Genomic DNA, 24,411 nt, shown 5'->3' on the forward strand with positions numbered 1-24,411 from the left:
ACCATAAAGATTTTAGTCACTTTATTCAATGGTAAATCTGTGTGTTTATCTATCATATGTATTTAAATCTAGGTCTCTCAACAAATAATTAAGGCTAAAAATTGAAATAAAAAACCACTAAAATCAGTGGCTTTTTTATTTTTAAACAACAACTTATTTAAAAAAATTAGTTACTTTGTTTAATACGCATATGTGGGAACAAAATCACATCACGGATACTTGGTGCATTGGCGAATAACATCACCAAACGGTCAATACCAATACCCTGACCTGCTGTAGGAGGTAAACCGTATTCTAATGCTTCAACAAATTCAGCATCATAATGCATTGCTTCATCATCACCTGCATCTTTCTCTGAAACCTGTGCCTGGAAACGTTCTGCTTGATCGATTGGGTCGTTCAACTCTGAGAAGCCATTCGCCAGCTCTCGACCGCCAATAAAGAATTCAAAACGATCGGTAATATGTGGATTATCATCATTACGACGTGCAAGTGGAGAAGTTTCCGCAGGATATTCAGTAATGAAAGTTGGTTGACGAAGTTTAGTTTCAACGGTTTCTTCAAATACAATCGTTTGAAGTTTACCTAAACCAAAACCTGGTTTAACTTGTTCTTTCAATTCATTTTTAACGAAGTTTGCAAGGAATTCACGATCACCGACATTTTCAGGTGTGAACTGTGGATTATTCTCAAGAATCGCATCGAACATTGAGATTTTTTTGTATGGACCTTTGAAGTTATACACCTCTTCGCCATAAGGAACATCAGTTGAACCTAAAATGTCGATGGCTAATTTTTCAAGCATCTTTTCAGTCAATTCCATCAAGTCTTTGTAATCTGCATAGGCTTGATAGAATTCAATCATGGTGAATTCAGGATTGTGACGCGTTGATACACCTTCGTTACGGAAGTTACGGTTAATTTCGAATACACGTTCAAAACCACCTACAACCAAACGTTTTAAATAAAGTTCAGGTGCAATACGTAAGAACAATGGCATATCCAACGCATTATGATGTGTTTCAAATGGACGTGCAGATGCACCACCAGGAATCACATGCATCATTGGCGTTTCAACTTCCATGAAGCGTTCATTGGTTAAATACGCACGAATACCTGACACGACTTTTGCACGAATTTCAAAAGTTTTACGTGTTTCTTCATTCACGATTAAATCTAAATAACGCTTACGGTATTTAGCTTCAGTATCTGTTAAACCATGGAATTTATCTGGAAGTGGACGAAGTGATTTAGTTAAAAGTTCAAAATGTTCGATATGAACATAAAGATCACCTTTACCAGAACGACCGATATAACCTTTAGCTGCAACAATATCACCAAGGTCTAAGCTTTTTATTGTCTCTAAAACATCAGGTTCAAGTTCTTTACGTGCAACATATAACTGAATACGACCTGTCATGTCTTGAATTACTATGAATGATCCACGATTCAACATTACACGACCAGCAACAGACACATAAACTTTCTCACCTGCTTCGATATCTTCTTTAGACATTTCTGCAAATTGATCTTGCAAATCTTGTGCGTAATGTTCACGTTTAAAGGTATTTGGCCAAGGACTCGTTCCAGTTTCTTGAGCCTTGTCTTGTATTTGTTTAAGCTTGGCATGACGCTGTGCTATTAAATCGTTCTCGGAAATAGTTGGTTCAGAAGTCGATTGAGCGTTTTGTTGCGTCATCTCTGCCTCGATTGTAATTAAAAACGGAAGTTGCATAGCATAGCAGATTTACAACATAATGCGTATGACTATAATTCAATGAGCCTACAAAAATAAAAAATGGATAAGCAATTGCATTCAAGCATACACAAGACCATGTTGCTGATTTTGATCGGGATGATTAAATGCAGTGTAACGATTGCTTCACCTATTCAAGTATTAAACACAGCACGTAAAGATCTGCCGACTCGTATCGAATCCACTAACTTGAATACACAAAATTACGTTTGGCAACTTGAATTAAGCCCACAGCTCAATCAACAAATTCAAGTCAAATTATTAAATCCTCATGCCCAACTCAGTCTTTTAAATACTCGAGCCTTAAATATTGCTCGTCAAATCAAAATTTCTCAACTACCTAAAATTGATAGCCTTTCGAGTAAATCCAATTTAAATACTGATGAAAAAAACCTACTTAAAACCGATTTTTATTATGGCAAATACATCTTAGTAATCAAATTCCCAAGAGGATTTCAGTACAACATTAAACCGGGTTTCAAAGCCATGAATGATGAACTGCAAAACCTCTGTAATAATGAAACACGACAACAAAAGGGATTAAAAATACGACCTGATCAAAATCATCAACTTATCTTCAATGCCAATTTGTCTGTAGATTCTGAAGGGCAAATTTATACCGTCAAATACAATCCAACTTTAGATCAAGAAACCATTCATTTAATGACATCACAATTCAAAAAAGCACGCTTCTATCCCTACAATCAATATGGTATTCCTATACCGTTTACGATTGATCAACCGCTGATTATTCAATGTAATTCGGAATAAATATTCATCTCAATCAGTATAAAATCATACAGTCGTTTAATCATCTTAGACCAAAAGCTAACTTTTCATATTATGGCTAATACGTACAATGAACAGAACCAGAAAGTTAATTGAAATATAACGTTTCAATTCAAATCTATCTTTGTATAAAAGACAGTATGAAAGCGATAACAATGAATCAAAGTAATTTAAGAATTTTATTTTTACATGGACTTGATTCTTCTCGAGAATCAACTAAATTTCATGCCATTCATGCTACCAAAAAGTTTTGCATAGATGTTGATTATCGCAATTTGAATTATGCAACGGTCGAAAAATTTTATAATGACGCTATTGCAACTATTAAGCCTGATCTTTTAGTCGGTCACAGTCTAGGCGGTTATTGGGCGCTAAAACTTTCCTCTCTACATCGAATGCCTGCAATCATTGCCAACCCTAGCCTTTCGCCTAACTTTAGAGATGATTACTGCCCTATAGATGAACATGATCTTGAGCACGATATCCCACAAACTGCTTATATTGAACTTGGCGATGAAGTTCTAAATATGTATGAAGTATCAGAGCAGCTTGAGCCCTTCATGCAAATTAAAAGTATTGAAGGTGGTCATCATCGTTTGGCGCAACCTGAAAATTTGAATGCATTAATCGAATATATGCAGAAAACCTTTCTTCAGTCCTAATTTTTTCGATTTGATTGATCATTACTTTTTATACATCAATCTTAAATTATTGTAATTTTCACGCATAAAAAAACCTGCAATAGGCAGGTTTTTTTATTTATCAAGAACAACAATCTATACGTTTGAAGTATATTGCTTATGCAACTTCAACTTCTTTGATGACAGGTTTTGAACTTTCATCTAATACAGACCAAATCGTCATACCTAAATCACCATGCAGTGTAGGTAAATCAAGAAAAATACTTGCACCCAATACGGTGTGATGACATTTATCCATCAACTGTTTTACAGCTCGTAGTGTGCCACCCGTTGCCAAGACATCATCAACAATAATCACTTTTTGCGCCGCAATGTCAGCCGACATTTCTAAACGATCTAAACCATATTCGAGGCTATAACCGACACCCACAACTGGAGGTGGTAATTTACCTGCTTTACGCACCAACAATAAACCTTTGCCTGTACGTTGTGCAAGTAAGCTCGCCAATACAAAGCCACGTGCTTCTACTGCTACAAAACTGTCTAATTGCTCAAGTTGATCTACAGGAATACTGGCAATAAGTGCATCTGTTAACGCTTCAAGTTTATTCATAAACAATGGCGTTAAATCATAGAAACAAATACCTGGTTTTGGAAAATTTTGGACAGTACGAATGTGTGACCACAAAGCAGTAGACATGTTCATAATAGGGAGAATAGTATAATAAGGAATAGGTGAATTTTAACGCATTTTTATACAATTTAACAGCTCAAGGGTTTTTTAATAGCAATAAAAGAGTCAATGAAAAAACATAACTAATTGATTTTATTTACATCATTTTTATATGAAATATTGGGTATATAATATTCTGAATTAATTATACCTCATTACATACAAAAATCATGCTAGACAATAGTCTAAAGATTTTCATTTTATGTCATTATCTTTGAATATGAAAAATGCATTAAAACTCATCCTCACATTTATAAACAATTGATTATTTAACAATTCGGTTGATTAAATAAAATACGACGATATAAATTGTTAGACAAAATAATCATATATTTGCCAAAACGCCCCTGCTTTTGTCCTACTCTGCCATTCAGCTTTCAGATTAGTACGGTAAACTCCCTTTAATTACTTTACTTTCATATTGAAACTGCGTAAAAATTCAATTGAATTGAATATGTAAACTTAGAGCAACATTTCAATAGACTTCTGATTGAAATTCTTTATCGCCTTTATTTACGGTAATAATAAAGAATGTAGCAATACAAAATAAGAAGTCTGAGCATATTATAAAGGTCATATAAAAACCAAGAGTCTAGCTGATGAGCTGTTGGTTTTTTTGGAGAGTTAAATGAAGAAGTATCAATGCATCGTTTGTGGTTGGATTTATGACGAAGCAGAAGGTTGGCCATTGGATGGTATTACTGCTGGCACAAAATGGGAAGATATTCCTGATGATTGGACTTGCCCTGACTGTGGCGTGTCTAAAGCAGACTTCGAAATGGTCGAAATCTGATTACAAGACAAAGACCATGCTGCATGGTCTTTTTTTATGTTATTTGAATAAGTAAAAAGCGGAGAAAAATATGCAACCAATCGTCATTATTGGCTCAGGAATGGCCGGTTATACCCTAGCACGGGAATTCCGCAAATTAAATCCAACACAAGAATTGGTTATGATCAGTGCTGACGATGCGGTGAATTATGCAAAACCGACGCTTTCCAATGCTTTAGTCGGTAACAAAGCACCTGATCAAATTGGTCTTGCCGATGCGACAAAAATGCGTACACAACTCAATATTCGCATTGAAAACGATACATGGGTTAAATCGATTGATGCTGATAAACATGAATTAACCCTAGATCAAGCAGGTCAAACCACAACCCAAGGTTACTCCAAACTTATTCTTGCTGTGGGTGCAAATCCTGTCCGTTTAGCCATTGCAGGTGATGGTAGTGATGACATTCATGTCGTAAATTCATTGATTGATTACCGTGCATTTCGCGACTCACTGAATCAGTGCTCTACTGCTGAATCAGGTGAAAAACGTGTAGTCATTTTAGGTGCAGGTCTAATTGGTTGTGAATTTGCCAATGATCTACAAAATACAGGTCACAAAGTCACGGTGATTGATTTAGCGCCACAGCCTTTAGGTCGACTTTTGCCAGCACATGTTGCACAAGCCTTCCAACACAATTTACAAGAATCAGGCATTCAGTTCGCACTCGGCACAACGGTTGAAAAAATCAGTAAAATTGATATTGGCTACCAAGTTGTACTCGCCAATGGTCAATCGTTGGTTGCAGATGTCGTACTTTCTGCGATTGGTTTACAGCCGAATATTGCCTTAGCAAAAACGGCGAATATTGAAACAAGCCGTGGGATCATTGCAAATACCCTAATGGAAACCAATCAACCGGATATTTATGCAATCGGTGACTGTGCAGAAATTAATGGTACATTGTTGCCTTATGTGATGCCTCTGATGCAACAAGCACGTGCACTTGCAAAAACACTTGATGGTCAAAATACGAATGTCCACTATCCAGCTATGCCCGTTGCTGTTAAAACACCTGCTGCTCCACTAACTGTGCTTCCTGTGCCTGTGGGTGTTGAAGTCAATTGGGAAAATGAAGAGTTTGAAGATGGTATGTTGTCAAAAGCCATTGATTCAACAGGTACACTCAGAGGTTTTGTCTTGCTCGGTGCAACTGCAGGCAAACAACGCTTAGCTTTGACTAAACTCGTTCCTGACCTGATTCCTGCTACAGTTTAAATTGATTTTTAAAGGTCTGTATCCATATAAAAGATACAGACCTCTTTCACTATCTAGGAAAAATAATAATGAATAGTGCACTTCAGTTCCAAATCTCTCCTTACACACCTTTTATGCAAGAAACTTCGATTGACTTGGGTAATGGTGTGCAATTGCATGTTGAAATAGGCGGAAAAGAAACTGATCCAGCCATTTTGTTGATTATGGGCTTAGGTGCACAAATGTTATTTTGGCCCGATTTTTTCTGTAAATCTCTTATTGATCAAGGCTATCGTGTAATTCGCTTTGATAACCGTGATATTGGTCTATCTTCTAAAATTCGCCACAAAGGCCCTCGTTTGAATCATTTAAAACTGATGGGGCGTTTTGCCATAGGCTTACCTAATAATGGCGCGCCTTATAATCTTTATGATATGGCAGATGATGTTGCACTACTTATTGATCGCTTAGGTTTAGATCAACCCCATATTATTGGGGCTTCCATGGGTGGTATGATCGCACAAATTCTTGCAGCAAAATATCCTGAAAAAATTGGAAAATTAGGGTTAATATTCACCAGTAATAATCAGCCTTTACTGCCACCACCCTTTCCAAAGCAATTATTTACACTCATTGGTAAACCTGAATCGCGTGATGAACAAGGTATTATTAATCATTCGTTAAAAGTTTTTAAAACGATTGGTTCTCCTGGATATTTAAATCAATTGGAAGCTTTACAGACCGCTCGTAAGTTATATCAACGAAGTTATCATCCAGCGGGTGTACTTCAACAGTTTTTAGCAATATTATGTACAGGTTCATTATTACCATTGGATAAACAGATTCAAAAACCGACTTTGGTGGTTCATGGATCAAAAGATCGTCTACTTCCACCGAGTCATGGTAAGGCTGTTGCCAAGGCAATATCAGGTGCTAAGTTTGAATTAATTGAAGGAATGGGGCATGATATCCCTCCGCACTTTATTCCTCAACTTAGTGGATTATTTGCTCATCATTTTAAATCGTAAATATTAGGACACTATGGCTGCATTACCATCCCTAAGACAGCTGTCATATTTGGTGACATTGTCTGAGACGTTGCACTTTACTGAAGCAGCGCGCCGTTCGTTCGTCACTCAATCTACGCTTTCAGGCGGGATTATGGAGCTTGAACGTTTATTGGGTGGCGTACTTGTTGAACGCGATCGTCAAAACGTACGTTTAACTCCGTTGGGTGAACAAGTTGTCGCCCGCGCCCGTGTCCTTCTTGCCGATGCTCAGGACTTAATGCGATTAAGCCGTGAGATGAGTGAGCCGCTTACGGGTGATCTACATCTTGGTATTATTCCGACTATTGCGCCTTTTATTTTGTCTAAATTATTAGATGAAGTGCATAAGCAACTGCCCAAAATTCAGTTACATTTGCATGAAGCGCAAAGTGATAAAATTGTAGAAAAGCTTGAACATGGTAATTTGGACATGATCATGCTCGCTCTACCTTTCGATACACGTGGTCTAAAAGTTGCTGAAGTTGCAAAAGAAAGTTTATTTTTGGTTTACAATAAAAATGATCAAAATGCTGCCAATGCAAGAAAGCTAGATGACCTCGATTTAACACATTTAATGTTATTGGAAGAAGGTCATTGTTTACGTGACCATACTTTAAGTGTTTGCCCAATTAGTGAACGTAAAAATGATCATCGCCTAAAAGCGAGTTCTTTACCGACATTGGTTGAAATGGTTAGTGCCAATCTTGGTTTTACCTTACTGCCTGAAATCGCAATTCATGCACATATGCTGAAAAGCAATGAACAGATTGTCATTAAACAGATCGAAAATGCGCCTTCTCGTGTATTGGCTTTAGTTACGCGTAAAAGTACGCCATTACAAAATGAGTTTGATGTTCTTTTACAAATTTTGCAAAAAATTACCTCTGATTTGCATTAAGTCCGTATTGTATTATTTTAAAACCCCAATTTAATATTGGGGTTTTTTATTGTATTGTTTTTCTTAGATATAAATTTTTATGTAATTCTATTAGTAAGCAATTTTTACAGTCATCTTGTATATAATTATTCAATTCTTGATCTAAGCAATTGCTTGGTCAATTTATAACAATCTAAAAATATTTTCTATAATTCCACATTTTAGATTTTATTATTTCCGACAAAGTTTTGAACCTTTAGTCATTTAAAAAAGAAAAACTATCCTCTAGATTAATCAAAATTAGATCAATGAATGGGTATATAAAGAGAAAAACAAACCCCACGTTCTGTATTTTCAACATGATAATCACCCTCTTGTAATTTCATAATTGAAGCCACAATCGACAAACCCAAACCACCAGAACGCCCTTGTAAATGACGAGATGACTGGCACTGATAAAAGCGTTCAAAAATATAAGGTAAATGCTGATTTTCAATAAATACATCTCGACTAAGCACAGAAAGCTTAATCATTTCTCGGTTTTTATATGTAACGTATTTTGTATACAGATGAATGATGCCACCTTCTGAGCCATGTAAAACTGCATTTTCAACTAGATTAGAGATTGCACGTTGTAATAAATCAGGATCCGTTTTAACAATTAAATTTTCAACTTCTGACATGATCTGTATACGCTTTTCACTCGCTAGAAGTTCATAAAAACTCAAAATATTTTCAATAAATTCTTGAATTTCGATAGACTGAAAATCTAGTCTAACTTGCTGTTGCTCTGCTCTCGCTAGAAATAACATGCTGTCGATCATGCGCTTTAAACGTTGATATTCATCTAAATGTGAAATCAGTAATTCTTGATATTGAGCAGATGTACGAGGCTCTGAAAGTAAAATTTCAGTTTGTCCCATCACGTTATTCAAAGGTGTTCGAAATTCATGTGCAATATTCTCTGAAAAACGATTAAGCTCCAGATAACCACTTTCAATACGTTGCAACATATGATTAATCGCATGGCTCAGTTGCATAATGTCACTGCTTTTATGCCGAATCACAATCCTCTGTTGTAAAGATTGAATATCTATAGCCTGAGTTTGATGAGTTAGTTCACGTAGACCCGTTAACCCGAAACGGCAAACAAACCAACAAAGTAAACATATTATTCCGATGCCTATACCAAAATAAAAAATCAGGTCATTGCGAAAAGAATATAAAATACCAAGACGTTCAGACCATTGTTTCCCTGCAATTAATTGATAGGATTGTCCTGAAATTTCAAAATTTTTCCAAGCGATGCGAGTCGATAATTCACCTTGATGCAGGTCAAGAAAATGGATTTTTTGATCAGCGGTCAAATCGGGAATATTGATATCTAATGGATTGATATTAATTAATTTTTCTTTGTCATGAATTAAGATAAATAGATTATCTTGGTTTCCTAACATATTTTGATAAATCTTAGGTTTCTGAACGATTTGTTGAATATTTTCGCTATCTTGAAGTAATATTTCCAAACGTTCTATACGCGAGGCTAGAGCCTGATCCTGTTCACGAATCAAGATACGGTCGATTCCTAAATAAGTTAAAATACCAACCAAGCACAATATAATGGTACAGACAAGTGTCACCATGAGTGTAAGTCGAAACTCTAGTGAACGCACATTCATCAAACAATCTCTTCTGAAAGTTTATAGCCTAAACCACGAATGGTATGAATTAATTTAAGTTCACTGATGTCATCTACTTTTTGACGTAACCGTCGGATGGCGACATCAATAAAATTCGTATCTGTATCAAAATTGATTCGCCAGACTTCTGATGCAATTTGGCGACGTGAAATAATCTGATTATGGTGTTGCATCAAAAAACGTAACAAATCAAATTCTTTTTTACTCAATTCAATCAATTGATTCGCACGTAAAACTTTGTGTTGAGTCAAATCAAGTTGTAAATCTGCAAGCGTTAAAATATTACCCATTTGAACTTGTTGGCGACGAAATAAACTTTTAATTCGAGCCAACAATTCGACATATGAAAAAGGTTTGGCAAGATAATCATCTGCTCCTAATTCCAACCCTTTGACCCGATCCATAATCTGATCTTTAGCGGTCAGAAAGATCACAGGAACCTGAGAAAATTGTCGCAATATTTGTAATACAGTCCAGCCATCAATATCGGGCAGCATCACATCTAAAATAACCAAATCAAATCGCTTTTTTTTTAAAAGCTCTAGCCCTTCAAGACCATGATTAACATATTGCGCTTGATATCCAGACTCGATTAAACCTTGCACCAAGTAACCTGCAATTTTTGTTTCATCTTCAATAATAAGAATACGCATGATAGGAACATCCATTTCTAAAATGACAAGATTGTAATGTAAATGTCATGTTGCACTTCGACTGCTTATTTAGACTAAAAGCAATACAAAGAGGTGGGTCGTATGGAAAAAGTCATTTTAGGACTGATGCTGGGATTGTTTTTTAGCGCGCCTAGTTTTGCAGAAAATTTCGAACTTTCAAAGCAGTATAATCTTAATTTAGCTACAGCAGAAAAATTAGCGATAAATGCTGAAAAATCTTGTCAACAGTTAAATAAGCATTTAGCTGTTGCGATATTGGATCGTAGTGGTCAACCTCTCTTAATCAAACGTCATGAAAGTGTTGGGCCACATAATGCAAGCGCTGCACAAAAAAAAGCATTTACTGCACTTTCAACTAAAACTCCAACCACTATTTTTAGCCAAAATGCTCGGCAGAATATTGACTCACAAAACCTCACTTCTTTCTCAGAACTATTGTTGTTAGGCGGTGGTTTTCCAATTGTTTATCAAAATGAAGTCGTCGGAGCCATTGGAATTGCGGGTTCTGGTGGTTCTAAAAATGATGATTTATGTGCCGAACAAGCAATCAAAATGACATTTAATTCACAGGAGATATAAATATGAAAGCATTGGTATTGGGTACAGGAATGCTATTAAGTGCATATACAATGGCCGCTGATAATCCTTTAAGTGTACATGTACTTAACTTACAAACTGGATTGCCATCATCTGAAGTTGCTGTTGTACTTGAACAAAATAAAAAAGGTCAATGGATCAAACTCAATGAAAAATTCACCAATGAAAATGGACGTGTTACTGCGCTATACCCTGATCATAAAGCACTTGAACAAGGTGTTTATCGCGTGACTTTTAAAACAGGTGATTGGTTTAAAAGTCATAATGAAAATAGTTTCTTTCCAGAAGTGCCTGTCATCTTTAATGTAGATGGTGCAGTAAAGCACTATCATATTCCTTTATTAGTGAGCCCTTATGGTTATTCAACCTATCGTGGCAATTAAACGTTAATGACAAAAAAGTATGAATAATATGAATAATATGATGATTATTTTGTTCATACTTTTTCATACATGAATATGCTTTTCTAATTTTATTGGCTATTCACAACTGCTTTCATGTAATTTATAAGCAAAAATAAATTTCACGAACCTTATTTTGACCCACTCAATTTTCATAGGTATTTCGAAACTTTAGTGTTGATATCTTTTAATCTAAAATTTTATATACGCTACTAGTTTGGTAAAATCTTGGCTAAATAAAAATTAATAACAATATCTTAATTAAAACCTTCTCAACCTCCTCCCAATGCAGCAACCAATTGTGCAGCATTATTCAATTGTAATTGCTGCAATTGTAAAGTAGTCTGCTCTGCCTGTAATCTTAAGTTTTGAGCAGTCACTACTTCCAAATAACTCACCAAACCTGCATTGTAACGCCGAATCGCAACTTGTTCATTTTCAGTTGCCAATGCAAATAGTTTCGCTTGTTCATCTTGTTGCTGTTTAAAACTCGATGCTTGTAACAAAGCATCTTCGACATCTTTCCACCCCGTTAAAATCGCCTGCTTATACGCTGCTAATTTTTCATCATAATTGGCTTGAGCCTGAGCAATTTCTACTTTTCGTGTACCACCATCAAAAATAATGGTTGCAGCTTGTAAACCTGTAGACCATAAGTATTGTGGCGATTGAAAAAGATGACTAAAAATTTGGCTATTTAACCCTCCATTTAAGCCAATTGTTACATCTGGCAACCATGCTGTTTGGGCTAACCCTAGTTCAGCATGCATTATTGCTAATTCACGTTCTGCATGAATAACATCGGGACGCTGTACCAATAATCGGCTCGGAAGCTCTGATGGTATGTGTGGTACTGTCAATACTTGCTTTTGTTTGGTCAATTGAAATTGGGCAACACTTTTACCTTGTAACACTGACAAAATGTTTTCTTGTAAATTTCGATCTCTAGTTGTTTCAATCTGTTTGATTTGTACCTGCTTTAATTGGGTTTCAGCCTGTATGACATCTGCCCGAGCAATCATGCCTGCATTGTATTGATTCTTTAAAATTTGAACTGAGCGAATATAACTTTTTAGAGTATGTTCAAGCAAATCGAATTGAGCATCCAATACTCTGATATTCCAATAAGTTTCTGTAGCTAACAACTGTTGGTTTAATTTCACAGCGTCTAAATCTGCTTGATTCGCTTCTAAATTGGCTTGTTGCCCTTCAATGGCTTTTGCCACTCGCCCCCATACATCAGGTACCCAACTGGCTTGAAGAGCCAACCCAAATTGACCGCTTGTTGATATGTTTTTTGCCCCATTACGGTTTGTAGAACCATTTACTGTGATGTTTGGTAACCGATTGGCGCGTTGTATATCGAGTAATGCTTGTGCCTGCTGATAACGTGCTTCAGCTTGTTTTAAACTTAAATTTTCTTGATTCAATTGTTCCATCAACCGACTTAACACTGGGTCTTGATAAATGTTCCACCACCCATCATCGGAAGTTTTAATGGCTGAGGTTTGTACCCAATTTAAATCTGCATATTTATATTGATCATCAGCTTGTATAAGTGGAATTTTATATTCAGGTGGTTGCAATAGCATATGAGAACTGCAAGCAGTTAAAATGAGCGCGCAACTGAGGCTCATCAAATTTTTATAAATTAAACTCTGCATTTTGTTTCCTATTTACCCAAATCAATCGCATGCACATTTTTCGATCTTTTAAAAAATTCAGCACATTTTTCCAAAACTAAATACAACACAGGCGTAGTATATAAAGTAAGTAATTGTCCAAGCGCCAATCCACCGACAATCACTACACCTAATGGCTGACGCAATTCAGCCCCTTCACCCCAACTGAGTGCCAATGGAACAGTACCTAACAATGCTGCCGTGTTCGTCATGAGAATGGGTCTAAACCGTAGTTCCGCTGCTGATAACACTGCCTGATAAGCTGATTTTCCTGCCCGCCTTTCCATCAATGTAAAATCAATGAGAAGAATGGCATTTTTCACCACGACCCCAATGAGTAGGAACATTCCCAACAAGGCAATTAGGGTAAAATGGAAGCCAAATGTCCATAGTGTCAGTAAAGCTCCCAAGGCGACTGCGGGTATGGTGGACAGAATCGTAAAAGGATGAAGTACACTTTCATAGGTCACACCTAATACGATATAGATCATTAAAATCACCACCAACACAAGTACAGGCGTGCTTAAGCCACTTTGTAAGCTTTGTTCTTCGGCTTCTTTATCACTGGTCATGAAAATTTCGTTTGGCAACATCACTTCAGGTAGAACTGAACGAATTGCGACATCGGCTTGTTCATTGGTATATTCTGGTTTTACGACATAACCAATTCCCATGGCAGCATATTGATTACGACGATATACTCGATCATTGGTAATTCCGTAAGACCATGTGGCAAAATTACTTAATGGAACTAACTCGCCTTGCTGATTCGGTACGCGTATATTGGTCAAAGCCTCAGGTTGTTCGGTAAAACGTTTATCGACTTCCATAACCACATGAAACTGTTGTGTCTGATCATAAATCGTTGAAATTTGGCGCTGTGAAAATGAATTATTTAAGACACTGGAAATACTTTCTATATTTACGCCCAAGCGTCGAGCAGCCTCACGGTCAATTTCTAAAGTTACATGTTGCGCACCTTCATCGCCCATCGACTCTACTTCTTCAAGCTGAGGAAGTTTTTGCATTGCCAATGCAACTTTAGGAACCCACTCACGTAGCAATGCCACATTGTCAGATTGCAGGAGTAACATATAATCCTGTCCACTTCCACCAAATGGATCATCAAGTTCCAACTCTTGTTTTACACGTGCAGAAAAAATTGCCCCTGCCTGCCACGGCGCATTCTGTTTCAAACGCTCTGCAACTTCATGAGCACTTTGACCATCTCGTTCAGCTTTTGGTTTTAAACTCACCATCAATGATGAATTGGTTGTCCCACCTGAGCCACCCGAAGTTCCTACTACATTTTGTACCGCAGGATCTTTCAGAACGCTCTCGCTAAAAGCTGCAATTTTGGGCTGCATAATTTGAAATGAAAATCCATCATCGCCTCGAATAAAGGCATCGATTTGCCCTGTATCTTGCTCAGGCAATACACGTTTAGGTAGGGTTTGATAAATGTAAGCCGAGCCAACAATTGCACTAACCCATAACACAATAATCAAATAGCTATGCTTGAGCATCCATTTTAAAGATACTAAATAAGCTCGATTTAGACTTTTCATCCACCGATGACTATATAGATACAGCGCTTGATGTTGATAGCTAGCCAATGGTTTCAGACAGCGTGCAGATAAGCTTGGCGTTAATATCAGTGAAATCACTACCGATAAAATAACAATAAAAACTAATGTTAAAGAGAACTCTCGAAAGAGGCGCTCAATTACTCCCCCCATAAACAAAATAGAAATAAAAATCACGACTAAAGCTAAATTCATAGCAATCAAGGTCGTCCCAACTTCCTGAATGCCCTTTAAGGCAGCTTGAATGGGTTGTTCGCCTTGCTCTATATGACGTTCAATATTTTCGAGAACCACAATAGCATCATCAACCACAAGTCCAATAGCGACAATGACTGCCATAATGGACAAGTTGTTAAGTGAAAATCCAGCCAAGTACACCAAACTGCTTGCGCCAATCAAAACCACAATTAAAGCTACAGCAGGCACCAATGCACTTTGTACTCGCCCAAGCATTATTGCGACAACAATCACGACCAAAATGATTGAAAGTAACAAAGTATCTCTTGCTTCATCTAAACCTGCCCGAATAATTTTTGAACCATCCATTACTGTTGCAAGTTGAGCATCCTCAGGGATCATCATTTGCAATTCAGGCAATCTTTCTTTAATTTTTTCAATGGTTGCAACGGTGTTGGCATTCGGCTGTCGGCTAATTTTAATAATGACTGCGGGTTTACCATTATGAAAGCCACTAACATAACGGTTTTCCACTGAGTCTTGAACCTCAGCCACATCTTTTAACCGTACAATGGTTTGAGCATTTTTATGTACAGTCAGATTGGCAAAATCAGCCGCTGTTTTTAAATTGCTAGAAAGTGCCACTTGCCAACGTAATTGTTCAGTTTCAACCACACCAAGCGCTTGTGTACGGTTACTTTTATCAATGGCTTCACGTACCTGCTCTAAAGTAACCCCTTGCGAAATAAGCGCATTTGGATTTAAGGTAATTCGCACCGCAGGCATGGAAGCACCATCAATAGAAACCTCCCCCACACCGCTGAGCTGTGCCAAATTAGGTTGTAACAGATCACTTGCTATTTCATACAATTTACCCGCAGATAAATGTTCCGAACTCAGTGCTAAGTAATAAATAGGGCTTTGGCTTGGGTTCACCTTAAAATATTCAGGTGGGTTGGGCATGCCTGAGGGTAGCTGCGACATGGCGGCATTGATGGCTGCCTGTACTTCTCTTGCCGCTTCATTAATGTCGGTTGCCAAATCAAAATTCAAAACCACTTGTGCCGAACTCTGACTACTCGATGAGTTAATGGCTTTGACCCCCGAAACACCCATCATGGCACGTTCCAATGGCATTGCTACTGTTGCAGACATACTTTCAGGGCTTGCACCAGGTAAACTTGCTCGTACCACAATGGTTGGAATATCTGCTTGTGGCAAAGCAGCAACAGGCAAACGTAAATATGCCAAAATACCTAATAAGACGATTGCAATAGCGATTAAAACACTTGCTACTGGTCGATGAATGAACGTTGAGAGTAAATTCAAGACTTACTCCCCTGTTCTTGAGCAAGCTCTTTAGCAATCGCTTGACTTGAGTCTGGTTGACTAAAAGACTGTTGTAACCGATCAAAAAACAAATACACCACAGGTGTAGTAAAGAGTGTCAGAACTTGACTTAATATCAACCCACCGACCATAACAATTCCAAGTGGTTGTCTAAGCTCAGCCCCTGCCCCTGATGCCAACATCAATGGAATTGCACCCACCAATGCGGCTAAAGTCGTCATTAAAATAGGACGGAAACGCATGAGTGCTGCTTGGTAAATTGCCTGTTGCGGTGAAAGACCTTCATTGCGCTGTGCAGCCAAAGCAAAGTCGACCATCATAATGCCATTCTTCTTCACCAAACCAATCAGTAAAATTATGCCAATGAGAGCAATCATGTCTAATGGCCGATTGACCATAAACAGCGCAAGTAAAGCTCCGATTGCAGCAGAAGGTAAAGTGGAGAGAATAGTAATCGGATGAATAAAACTTTCGTATAAAATTCCTAACACGATGTACATCGTAACAACTGCAGCAATGACTAACCAAAATGTATGCTGTTTTGAGTTTTCATACGCTGCCGCAGCACCTTGGAGTTTCACTTTGACATCAATCGGTAAATTTAATTGCTTTTCAACTTCATGAATCACAGTAATTGCATCACCCAATGCCACATCTTTGGCTAAATTAAATGACACACCATTGGCAGGAAATTGTGCTTGTTGTTGTATAAGAATCGGGATACGTTTTTGCACAATTGTTGCCACGGAACTGAGTAAAATCGGCTCACCATTCTTATTATGAATATAAGTTTGTGCTAGAGCATCAAAACCTTGTGTTGAATCTGGTGCAAGTTCTAACACAATACGGTATTGATTCGACTGTGTGTATAAAGTGGCAATTTGTCGCTGCGCAAATAAATTTTGCAGTGCCAAGCTGATGTCTTCAATATTTAAATCCAATCGTGCTGCCGCATCACGATTCACATCAATAAAGGCTTGCAAACCTAATCCACCACCATCACGGGTCACATCAGAAAATTCTGTCTGCTTGCGTAAAGCATCAACCAAAACTGGTGTCCATTGCTCTAAATCTGCAGTATGAGTTGCCGTAAGGCTTAATTGATATTGGGTTCGACTAATTTTGTCTTCAATACTTAATTCCTGTACAGGCTGCATCCAGCCTTGAATGCCTTTGACCTGTTCAAATTCTCCTCTTAAACGGATTATCACTTCTGATGCACTTTCACGTTCAGCATAAGGTTTAAGATTAATAAGAATTCGACCATTACTGAGCTTTGGATTATTGGCATCAATCCCAATAAATGAGGACAAACTTTCAACTGCAGGATCTTTTAAAATTTGTTGTGCCAAAGCTTGTTGACGTTCGCTCATGGCTTGGAACGAAATATCATCAGGTGCTTCTGTCACGACTTGAATAACGCCACTGTCTTGTACAGGGAAAAATCCTTTTGGAATCATCCAATACATAACACCTGCCAACATGACCGTAGTTAGCATCACAACTAAGGTAAGTGTTTGATGTTTAAAAACCCACTGCAATCCTTTGCCATATTGCTGAATAACCCAATCCAAGCTCCATCGGCTACGTGAATAGGCATGTTGGGTATTTTTAAGTAAATACGCACACATCATTGGGGTAAGCGTGAGTGAAACGATGAGGGATAATCCAATCGCTACGGCTAAAGTCACAGCAAACTCGTGAAACAAACGTCCCACCACATCGCCCATAAATAGTAAAGGAATGAGTACTGCGATTAATGACACTGTAAGCGAAATAAGGGTAAATCCAATTTCCCTTGAACCTTTTAGTGCTGCCTGTAATAAACTTTCACCTGACTCTCGATGTCGAGCAATATTTTCCAACATCACAATTGCATCATCGACCACAAAACCAGTGGCGATGGTCAGTGCCATCAGCGTCAAATTATTGACAGAAAAGCCTAGAAAATACATTAAAACAAATGTACCAATAATCGACAGCGGTACAGCAATACTTGGAATAATCGTGGCAGAAAGATTTCTTAGGAATAAGAACGTTACCATCACTACCAAACACACAGCAAAAACCAATTCCTTTTGCACATCATGAATCGAACTACGAATACTTTCAGTTCGATCAGTCAAAATACGAATTTTGACATTATCGGGTAGATTCTGTTGCAACTCAGGTAATATTTTTTTAATCTGATCGGCAACCTGAATGACATTAGCATTTGGTTGACGCTGTACATTGACCAAAATTGCAGACTGGCTGTCTGCCCATGCCGCCATATAACGGTCTTCACTTCCCTCAATGACGGTTGCAACATCTTTGAGGCGAATTGGTGCACCATTATTCCAGCGGAGAATTAAAGCTTCATAATCTGCAATTGAACGAATTTGATCATTTGCATCCAACATCGTGGTACGAAATGGCCCATCAAAACTTCCTTTCGGTTGATTTGCATTTGCAGAATTAATCGCAGATCGAACATCTTCCGCACTCATTTTATAATTTGCTAGTGCAGTTGGATTCATTTGTACGCGGATTGCAGGTCGTTGCCCCCCTGCAAGGCTCACCATCCCCACACCCGTCAGTTGCGACAGTTTTTGTGCAACCCGAGTATCAACCATGTCATAGACAGTGGTTAATGGTAATGTTTCTGAGCTAATCGCCAATGTAATGACAGGAACATCGGCGGGATTTACTTTACGATAAATTGGTGGTGTTGGTAAATCGTTGGGTAATTTACTACTCGCAGTACTTAATGAAGATTGAACTTCTTGCTCTACCACGCCCAACTCGGCACTAAGATCAAACTGCAATGTAATAACAGATGCTCCAACTGAACTGTTGGAAGACATTTGCTTTAAGCCAGCAATTTTCCCCATTTCACGTTCAAGTGGTGCGGTAATAGTTCGCTGTACCGTGTCTGGATTTGCTCCTGGCTGAAAGGTATACACCTGAATAATCGGATAATCGACTTGCGGTAAAGCAGATACAGGAAGCATTCGCCAAACCAACAGACCACTCAACAGCAACGCCAACATCAGTAGCGTTGTTGCGACTGGACGTAAAATAAAGAACCTTGAAATATTCATGATTTATCCAGCAACAGATTCTATTACAGGGTGATTTTTTTGATCATCAGAAATAATTTGAACTTCCTTACCTTCTGAAAGACGGTCAATGCCTTCAAGAACCACTTTTTCAGTACCGTCCAATCCTTCTAAAACTTCAATTTTCCCATTGGTACTTAAACCCAATTTAAGCATTTTAACTTCGGCTTTATTGTCTTTATTGATGATGTAAACATAAGTTCCTTTTGCACCATGCTGCACAGCATCAATCGGAATAGTCACAGCATTTTGAATGGTTTGAGAACTTAAACGCACATTCACAAATTGATTTGGAAATAAACTGTCATTACGATTATCAAATACTGCTTTTAACTTTAATGTGCCTGTAGTGACATCAATTTGATTATCCAATGCCTGCACATGACCCACTGCAAGCTGCTTTTGCTCTGCTTTATCCCATGCACTCACTTGTACTTGATGACCAGATTTTAAAGTTTCACGTAGTGCTGTTAGATGATTCTCTGCTACAGCAAACTGCACATAAACAGGATGAACTTGAGTGATAGTCACCAATCCTGTGCTTTCATTGGCTTGAATCAAGTTTCCAGCGTCTTTTTGTTTAAAGCCAACACGACCTTCTATGGGTGAATAAATTTTGGTATATGACAATTGAAGTTTTGCCGCATCAACTTGTGCACGATTAGATTGCGTTTGCCCTTTGAGCTGATTCACCAATGCCTGTTGTTGTTCGACTTGCTGTTTTGCAATAGAGTCTTGTTTAAACAGTAATTGATAACGAGCAAGTTCAGTTTCAGCATTGTTTAATTGTGCAAGGTTTTGTTGCCTTGTTCCTTCAGCTTGTGCCAAAGCCACTTCAAATGGCGCAGGGTCAATTTGAGCCAATATCTGCCCTTTCTTCACCCATTGCCCTTCTTTAAAATAAACCTGTTGAAGCAAACCAGAAACTTGACTTTGCACATTTACTGTATGCACTGGGACAACCGTACCAATGGCTTTAATTTCAACATCTAAGTTATTACGCTGTACAGGGACAATACGTACAGGTACAGGTTTACTCCATTGGCTATATTCTTCTTTCGGTTTGTTTGAAATTTTTTTCCAATATATTCCACTCACAACCAACAAAACTAATAAGATAAATCCAATGATATATTTCAATTTTCGACCCAATGAAGTATGTTTTTTCGCTGTATTCACATCTAAATTACTCATAAAACTCACTCATTTACAGTCGAAAAAATTGCAATCCAATCACAATAAAAAAAGATATTCTTAATAAGTTTAAATTCAATCTAGCCCGATAAGATTGGATAAAAACGATTGCCCCAGCAATCAACGTAATGACACCAAACCATGCTGTAATTCCGATCGAAACACCCCACGCTAAAATACTGTGAAACAATGAAAGTGCTAAAAATATCCACCCAAAGGCTTTAAATATTTGGATTTTTTTTATAGACAAAGGCTCTTTCAAAACCAGTTTTGCATTACGCTCCATCGAAAGATTTAATGCAAATAATCCGATATAAATCAAAAATATCGTGGTTAAAATATTGATCGACAATATGTTCATGACAACTCCTTGGAACCTTGTAGTTCTGTGGAATTCTCTATCTTGAGCGCAAGTTGCTTTTTAGCTTTTTTGACTGGTAGCTTTAAAATAGAATCACGCTTACGCCAAACCTTATAAGTTGCCCATGCGAGAATTAAACCAATACCAATGAATCCAATATCAATACTGGCTAATGCATAGTCTTGATGTAAAAGTGATACACCTAAGTGACGATCTGTGGTTATAAAATTCAATAAAGGAAGGGATAAATAAGCCAAAGCGGCAAGACCTAAGATTTCAATCCATGCGCGTACAATCGGTCTGCTTAATGCATAAAGGAAACTGAATAATAGTGTGATATATAAACTATGTACTTCCCAATTCGCACGGTTTGCAAAATCCGCAGGAATGAGTCGATTTGCCCAAAAATACACTGCTATAGCAAGTGGTAAACCTGCAATCATGGCAATATTCAAGCGCTCAACTAAGGAGTGCCCAAAACTCATTCGATCTGCTTTTAATTGTTTTGGCCGACGTTTAACCGTCCAAAGCACCAAGCCAGTAGCAATCATTGCCGTACCAAGAACACCAGTTAAAACATATAAAATGCGTAGCAATGGTGAAGCAAATAAACCCTCATGTAAGCCTAATACTGTTGTACCGAATACCATTGGGGCTTTGTCTTGGTTAGATTGATCCTGAAGAATCTTTTGACCTGTGTATAAATCAAAACTTAAAGATGTACGTTTTCGTGCAATAGAGTCGCTACCCGTTTGGTAAAATTCAATTTTTGCAGGCGTTTTACCTTGATCGGGATAAAAATTTATTTGGCTGATTTTTTGTGTTCCCCCCCATTCAGTTTGAACTTTTGCGAGTAAAGGCTGAATAGGAACAAATTTTTGTTGGATTTCACCCATGGTAGGCGGAACAGCAGAATCATTTTTATTAAAACGTGAGTTGGTTGGATATAGCTCCGCATAATAGCGTTCTGTATTTTTCTCTCCCGAGCCATAAACCATTGGAACACCCAAAGGCATATAGGCATTTGCAAAGAAAATAAGACCACTGTAGGTAATCATAATATAGAACGGCAAGGCAATAACGCTAATCACATTATGCGCATCCAACCAAGATCGTTGACCTTTGGCAGGTCTAAAGGTGAAGAAATCTTTAAATATTTTTTTATGCGTAATAATGCCTGAAATGATGGCAACAAACATGAACATCGTACATATGCCAACAATCCGAATACCCCAATCATATGGAATATAATGTAAAGCATAATGCATTCGATAAAGTGTAAAACCGCCACCAGTTTCGCGTGGCTGAATTTGCTCAGAAACAGGCTGACCTGATGAAAGATCAAGTACCTCTTTATTATATTCACCCCGCTTCCCTTCTTCTTTTGCAGGAGAAGTCCAATTCACTGCAAAGTCATCTGCTCCACGTTGATTGGTTAAAAGATTAATTCCCCAATGTTCAGCATTTTGTGCGTCTGGATTATTTTTTAAATAATTATATGCTTTATGCATTTGTTCATTTTCGGGAACAATTACACTTGACTGTAGAGCCTTTTCAGGTTGCATCCAACGGGTTAATTCAATTTGTACATAGCCTGCTGTACCTGTTAAGAATACAAAAAATAAAACCCAGCCAACTACTAAACCAGTCCATGTATGTAACCATGCCATACTTTGGCGAAAGCCCTCTTTCATGTGCTTCCCCAAATTTTTAAGACACTTACAAGACACCCTAAACTTAAAAGTGCTCCACTACACAACCAAACTGTATTTAAGGTTTTCTTTATACTGAATATTGCCAATATAAAAACTAACCAAACAATAAAGCTCAATAGAAAACCGGCATAGGTAGCAACTGCAAGATTATCGGGGAACAATAAACCAACCACAGCAACACTGAGATTTGCCACACCAAACCCACCAAATGCAGCAAGTAAAACTCGTATTAGTACAATAAATCGATAATGCTGTTGCACATTCGACTTGATAATATGGGATTTCATGACTAGACCACTTCAATAAACAACACTGCTTTTACACAGCTATATTTACTTAGACGTATGAAAGAAAAAAAAAGCTCAAAAGAAATGTTAATGTTTGTAAAACTCATTATTGATTTCAATAATGATAATCATTATTATTACCATAATTATTTTTAAGTCAATTCATTCTATAAAATAAGTTATTATTCTCTCTGTTATTAGGCTGTATTATGAATCTAAATGTAAACAAGCAATTATGGTTCAGCCATGTCTATCAAACGCACCAAACCACACTACTATGTTGGTTTAAAAATAAACTTCAACATCATCATCAATCTGAAGATTTAAGTCATGAAGTATTTTATCGTGCCTTAAAAAGCACCTATGATTATGAGAATATTAAAGAACCTAAAGCGTGGTTACTCGGAATTGCAAAACATGTCATTATTGATCATTGGCGCCATCAACATGTTGAGCATTTATATTTAAAAGCTTTAGCTCAACTTCCAGAAGAGTTTCAACCTTCTGTTGAACATGAAATCTGCATTAGAGAAACCTTATTTCAAGTGCACAAAATTTTAGAAAAATTACCGCCACGTGCTACACAAGTATTCTTATTATCTCAACTAGATGGCTTAACTTATAAAATGATTTGTGAAAAACTTGATATTTCTGAAGCAACAGTAAAGCGAGATATGAAACTTGCTTTTCTTGCCTGTATTAGCTTATTACAATAATGAATATGATTGACTTGGTTTCTGATCTTTATGACTACTCCAGCACAACTCTCTGAACAGGTTTTAGATGAGGCTACTGATTGGCTTGTCATTTTAAACTCAGGTAAAGTCAGCCATGAAGAATATCAACAGTTTGAACATTGGAAAAAACAAAAACCTGAAAATGCACTTGCGATTGCGCAAGTCACAAAATTAATGTCAAGTATAAGTGAATTACCCTCAAATCTAAAATCTGAATCATTTACCGACTCTAAAAATAAATTTAATAAAACATTAAAAAACAATATTACTCTAGGTTTATCAAGCCTTCTTATCATTTCATGTGTTTTACATCAGCTCCCTTGGGCTAAATGGCAAGCAGACTACTATACTCAAATAGGCGAAATTAAAAGCTTTAATTTAAAGGATGGCTCTAAACTCACTTTGTCGAGTAATAGCTATATCAATATCCATTTGTCAAAAAATACTCGAACTGTCGAATTGATTCAGGGCGAAATATATATAGAAACAGCTAAAGATCAACAAAAACGTCCATTTATTGTTAAAACTCAATACGGCAATATGCAAGCACTAGGCACACAATTTACTGTTCGCTACGAAAATAATAAAACGAAACTGAATGTTTATCAGCATGCTGTTGCAATTAATGCTCACAACCAAAAAATGCCACAAGTCATTCAACAAGGTTATCGCGCTGTATTTGACAATGACTTCATATCTAAACCTATTCCTTTAAAAAATAATCGTCCTTATTGGACACAAAAATTATTGGTTGTAGAAAACTGGCCACTAAAAAAAGTTTTACATGAATTGTATCGCTATAAAAATGGACAGTATTTTATAGACCCTAATATCAAAAACTTAACTGTCTCTGGTGTTTTTTCATTGTCCAATACTCACCAAAGTTTAGAAAGCTTAGCTTATACCAATCAGCTTGAACTCAATTTTTATAGTCCATATGTACTTTATGTAAAAAAGAAATAGTTTACTTT

The 24,411-nt window shown here is 37.3% G+C and carries 21 protein-coding genes; 10 read left to right on the plus strand and 11 right to left on the minus strand.

Going from position 1 to position 24,411, the window contains the following annotated elements:
- Positions 1-166 precede the first annotated feature (166 nt).
- Positions 167-1,699, minus strand: coding sequence for a lysine--tRNA ligase (lysS, locus tag FW754_RS05210; RefSeq protein WP_446324047.1), 1,533 nt, complete (start codon positions 1,697-1,699; stop codon positions 167-169).
- Between the two features lie 99 nt (positions 1,700-1,798).
- Here lysS and FW754_RS05215 point away from each other — a divergent pair, with 99 nt between their 5' ends.
- Together FW754_RS05215 and FW754_RS05220 are read left to right on the plus strand one after the other, a co-directional pair.
- On the plus strand, positions 1,799-2,527 hold the full coding sequence (locus tag FW754_RS05215; protein ID WP_446324048.1) for a hypothetical protein: 729 nt from the start codon (positions 1,799-1,801) through the stop codon (positions 2,525-2,527).
- A 173-nt stretch (positions 2,528-2,700) separates the two neighbouring features.
- Positions 2,701-3,207 (plus strand): YqiA/YcfP family alpha/beta fold hydrolase, encoded by a 507-nt coding sequence (locus FW754_RS05220; protein ID WP_409512592.1) that lies wholly within the window; start codon positions 2,701-2,703, stop codon positions 3,205-3,207.
- 136 nt (positions 3,208-3,343) lie between these two features.
- Here the strand turns inward: FW754_RS05220 and FW754_RS05225 are convergent, their stop codons facing one another.
- Positions 3,344-3,886 carry an adenine phosphoribosyltransferase gene (locus tag FW754_RS05225; RefSeq protein ID WP_409512591.1) on the minus strand — a complete coding sequence of 181 codons (543 nt, stop codon included), beginning with the start codon at positions 3,884-3,886 and terminating at the stop codon, positions 3,344-3,346.
- A gap of 661 nt (positions 3,887-4,547) precedes the next feature.
- Between FW754_RS05225 and rubA the strand changes: the two genes are divergently transcribed.
- The 4 genes from rubA to oxyR all read left to right on the plus strand — a co-directional run bounded on the left by rubA (position 4,548) and on the right by oxyR (position 7,899).
- Positions 4,548-4,712, plus strand: coding sequence for a rubredoxin RubA (gene rubA / locus FW754_RS05230; protein ID WP_409512590.1), 165 nt, complete (start codon positions 4,548-4,550; stop codon positions 4,710-4,712).
- A 70-nt stretch (positions 4,713-4,782) separates the two neighbouring features.
- Complete coding sequence (locus FW754_RS05235; protein WP_409512589.1) at positions 4,783-5,973, plus strand: NAD(P)/FAD-dependent oxidoreductase; 1,191 nt, start codon at positions 4,783-4,785, stop codon at positions 5,971-5,973.
- A 68-nt stretch (positions 5,974-6,041) separates the two neighbouring features.
- Positions 6,042-6,980 carry an alpha/beta fold hydrolase gene (locus FW754_RS05240; RefSeq protein ID WP_409512588.1) on the plus strand — a complete coding sequence of 313 codons (939 nt, stop codon included), beginning with the start codon at positions 6,042-6,044 and terminating at the stop codon, positions 6,978-6,980.
- 13 nt (positions 6,981-6,993) lie between these two features.
- Positions 6,994-7,899: a LysR family transcriptional regulator OxyR gene (gene oxyR / locus FW754_RS05245; RefSeq protein WP_409512587.1), complete on the plus strand. Its 906-nt coding sequence runs from the start codon at positions 6,994-6,996 to the stop codon at positions 7,897-7,899.
- Between the two features lie 284 nt (positions 7,900-8,183).
- Here the strand turns inward: oxyR and FW754_RS05250 are convergent, their stop codons facing one another.
- On the minus strand, positions 8,184-9,557 hold the full coding sequence (locus FW754_RS05250; protein ID WP_446324049.1) for a heavy metal sensor histidine kinase: 1,374 nt from the start codon (positions 9,555-9,557) through the stop codon (positions 8,184-8,186).
- Complete coding sequence (locus FW754_RS05255) at positions 9,557-10,231, minus strand: heavy metal response regulator transcription factor (protein WP_409512585.1); 675 nt, start codon at positions 10,229-10,231, stop codon at positions 9,557-9,559. The genes FW754_RS05250 and FW754_RS05255 overlap by 1 nt, the downstream gene beginning before the upstream one ends.
- Before the next feature lie 102 nt (positions 10,232-10,333).
- Between FW754_RS05255 and FW754_RS05260 the strand changes: the two genes are divergently transcribed.
- Both FW754_RS05260 and uraH read left to right on the plus strand, forming a co-directional pair.
- Positions 10,334-10,831: a GlcG/HbpS family heme-binding protein gene (locus FW754_RS05260; protein ID WP_446324050.1), complete on the plus strand. Its 498-nt coding sequence runs from the start codon at positions 10,334-10,336 to the stop codon at positions 10,829-10,831.
- Between the two features lie 2 nt (positions 10,832-10,833).
- Positions 10,834-11,232 (plus strand): hydroxyisourate hydrolase, encoded by a 399-nt coding sequence (gene uraH, locus FW754_RS05265; protein ID WP_409512583.1) that lies wholly within the window; start codon positions 10,834-10,836, stop codon positions 11,230-11,232.
- 290 nt (positions 11,233-11,522) lie between these two features.
- Here the strand turns inward: uraH and FW754_RS05270 are convergent, their stop codons facing one another.
- The 7 genes from FW754_RS05270 to FW754_RS05300 are packed head-to-tail and all read right to left on the minus strand — an operon-like array spanning position 11,523 to position 22,703.
- A complete protein-coding gene (locus FW754_RS05270; RefSeq protein ID WP_446324051.1) occupies positions 11,523-12,914 on the minus strand; it encodes an efflux transporter outer membrane subunit in 1,392 nt (463 codons plus the stop codon).
- 8 nt (positions 12,915-12,922) lie between these two features.
- Complete coding sequence (locus FW754_RS05275) at positions 12,923-16,024, minus strand: efflux RND transporter permease subunit (RefSeq protein WP_446324052.1); 3,102 nt, start codon at positions 16,022-16,024, stop codon at positions 12,923-12,925.
- Positions 16,021-19,128 carry a multidrug efflux RND transporter permease subunit gene (locus FW754_RS05280; RefSeq protein WP_446324053.1) on the minus strand — a complete coding sequence of 1,036 codons (3,108 nt, stop codon included), beginning with the start codon at positions 19,126-19,128 and terminating at the stop codon, positions 16,021-16,023. The genes FW754_RS05275 and FW754_RS05280 overlap by 4 nt, the downstream gene beginning before the upstream one ends.
- 3 nt (positions 19,129-19,131) lie before the next feature.
- Entirely contained in the window at positions 19,132-20,340 is a 1,209-nt protein-coding gene (locus FW754_RS05285) for an efflux RND transporter periplasmic adaptor subunit (RefSeq protein WP_446324054.1), read from the minus strand.
- Between the two features lie 13 nt (positions 20,341-20,353).
- Entirely contained in the window at positions 20,354-20,701 is a 348-nt protein-coding gene (locus FW754_RS05290) for a DUF3325 domain-containing protein (protein WP_446324055.1), read from the minus strand.
- Positions 20,698-22,395, minus strand: a complete 1,698-nt coding sequence (locus tag FW754_RS05295) for a PepSY-associated TM helix domain-containing protein (RefSeq protein WP_446324056.1) — start codon at positions 22,393-22,395, stop codon at positions 20,698-20,700. The genes FW754_RS05290 and FW754_RS05295 overlap by 4 nt, the downstream gene beginning before the upstream one ends.
- Positions 22,392-22,703 carry a hypothetical protein gene (locus FW754_RS05300; RefSeq protein ID WP_446324057.1) on the minus strand — a complete coding sequence of 104 codons (312 nt, stop codon included), beginning with the start codon at positions 22,701-22,703 and terminating at the stop codon, positions 22,392-22,394. The genes FW754_RS05295 and FW754_RS05300 overlap by 4 nt, the downstream gene beginning before the upstream one ends.
- Positions 22,704-22,912: 209 nt before the next feature.
- On the opposite strand from FW754_RS05300, the gene FW754_RS05305 reads away from it, so the two are divergent.
- Complete coding sequence (locus tag FW754_RS05305; RefSeq protein ID WP_446324058.1) at positions 22,913-23,419, plus strand: sigma-70 family RNA polymerase sigma factor; 507 nt, start codon at positions 22,913-22,915, stop codon at positions 23,417-23,419.
- Positions 23,420-23,449: 30 nt separating this feature from the next.
- The gene (locus tag FW754_RS05310; protein WP_446324059.1) at positions 23,450-24,403 is read left to right on the plus strand and encodes a FecR domain-containing protein; all 954 of its coding nucleotides are present in this window, start codon (positions 23,450-23,452) and stop codon (positions 24,401-24,403) included.
- The last annotated feature ends 8 nt before the right edge of the window (positions 24,404-24,411 follow it).

This window comes from Acinetobacter sp. 1207_04 (assembly GCF_052850415.1).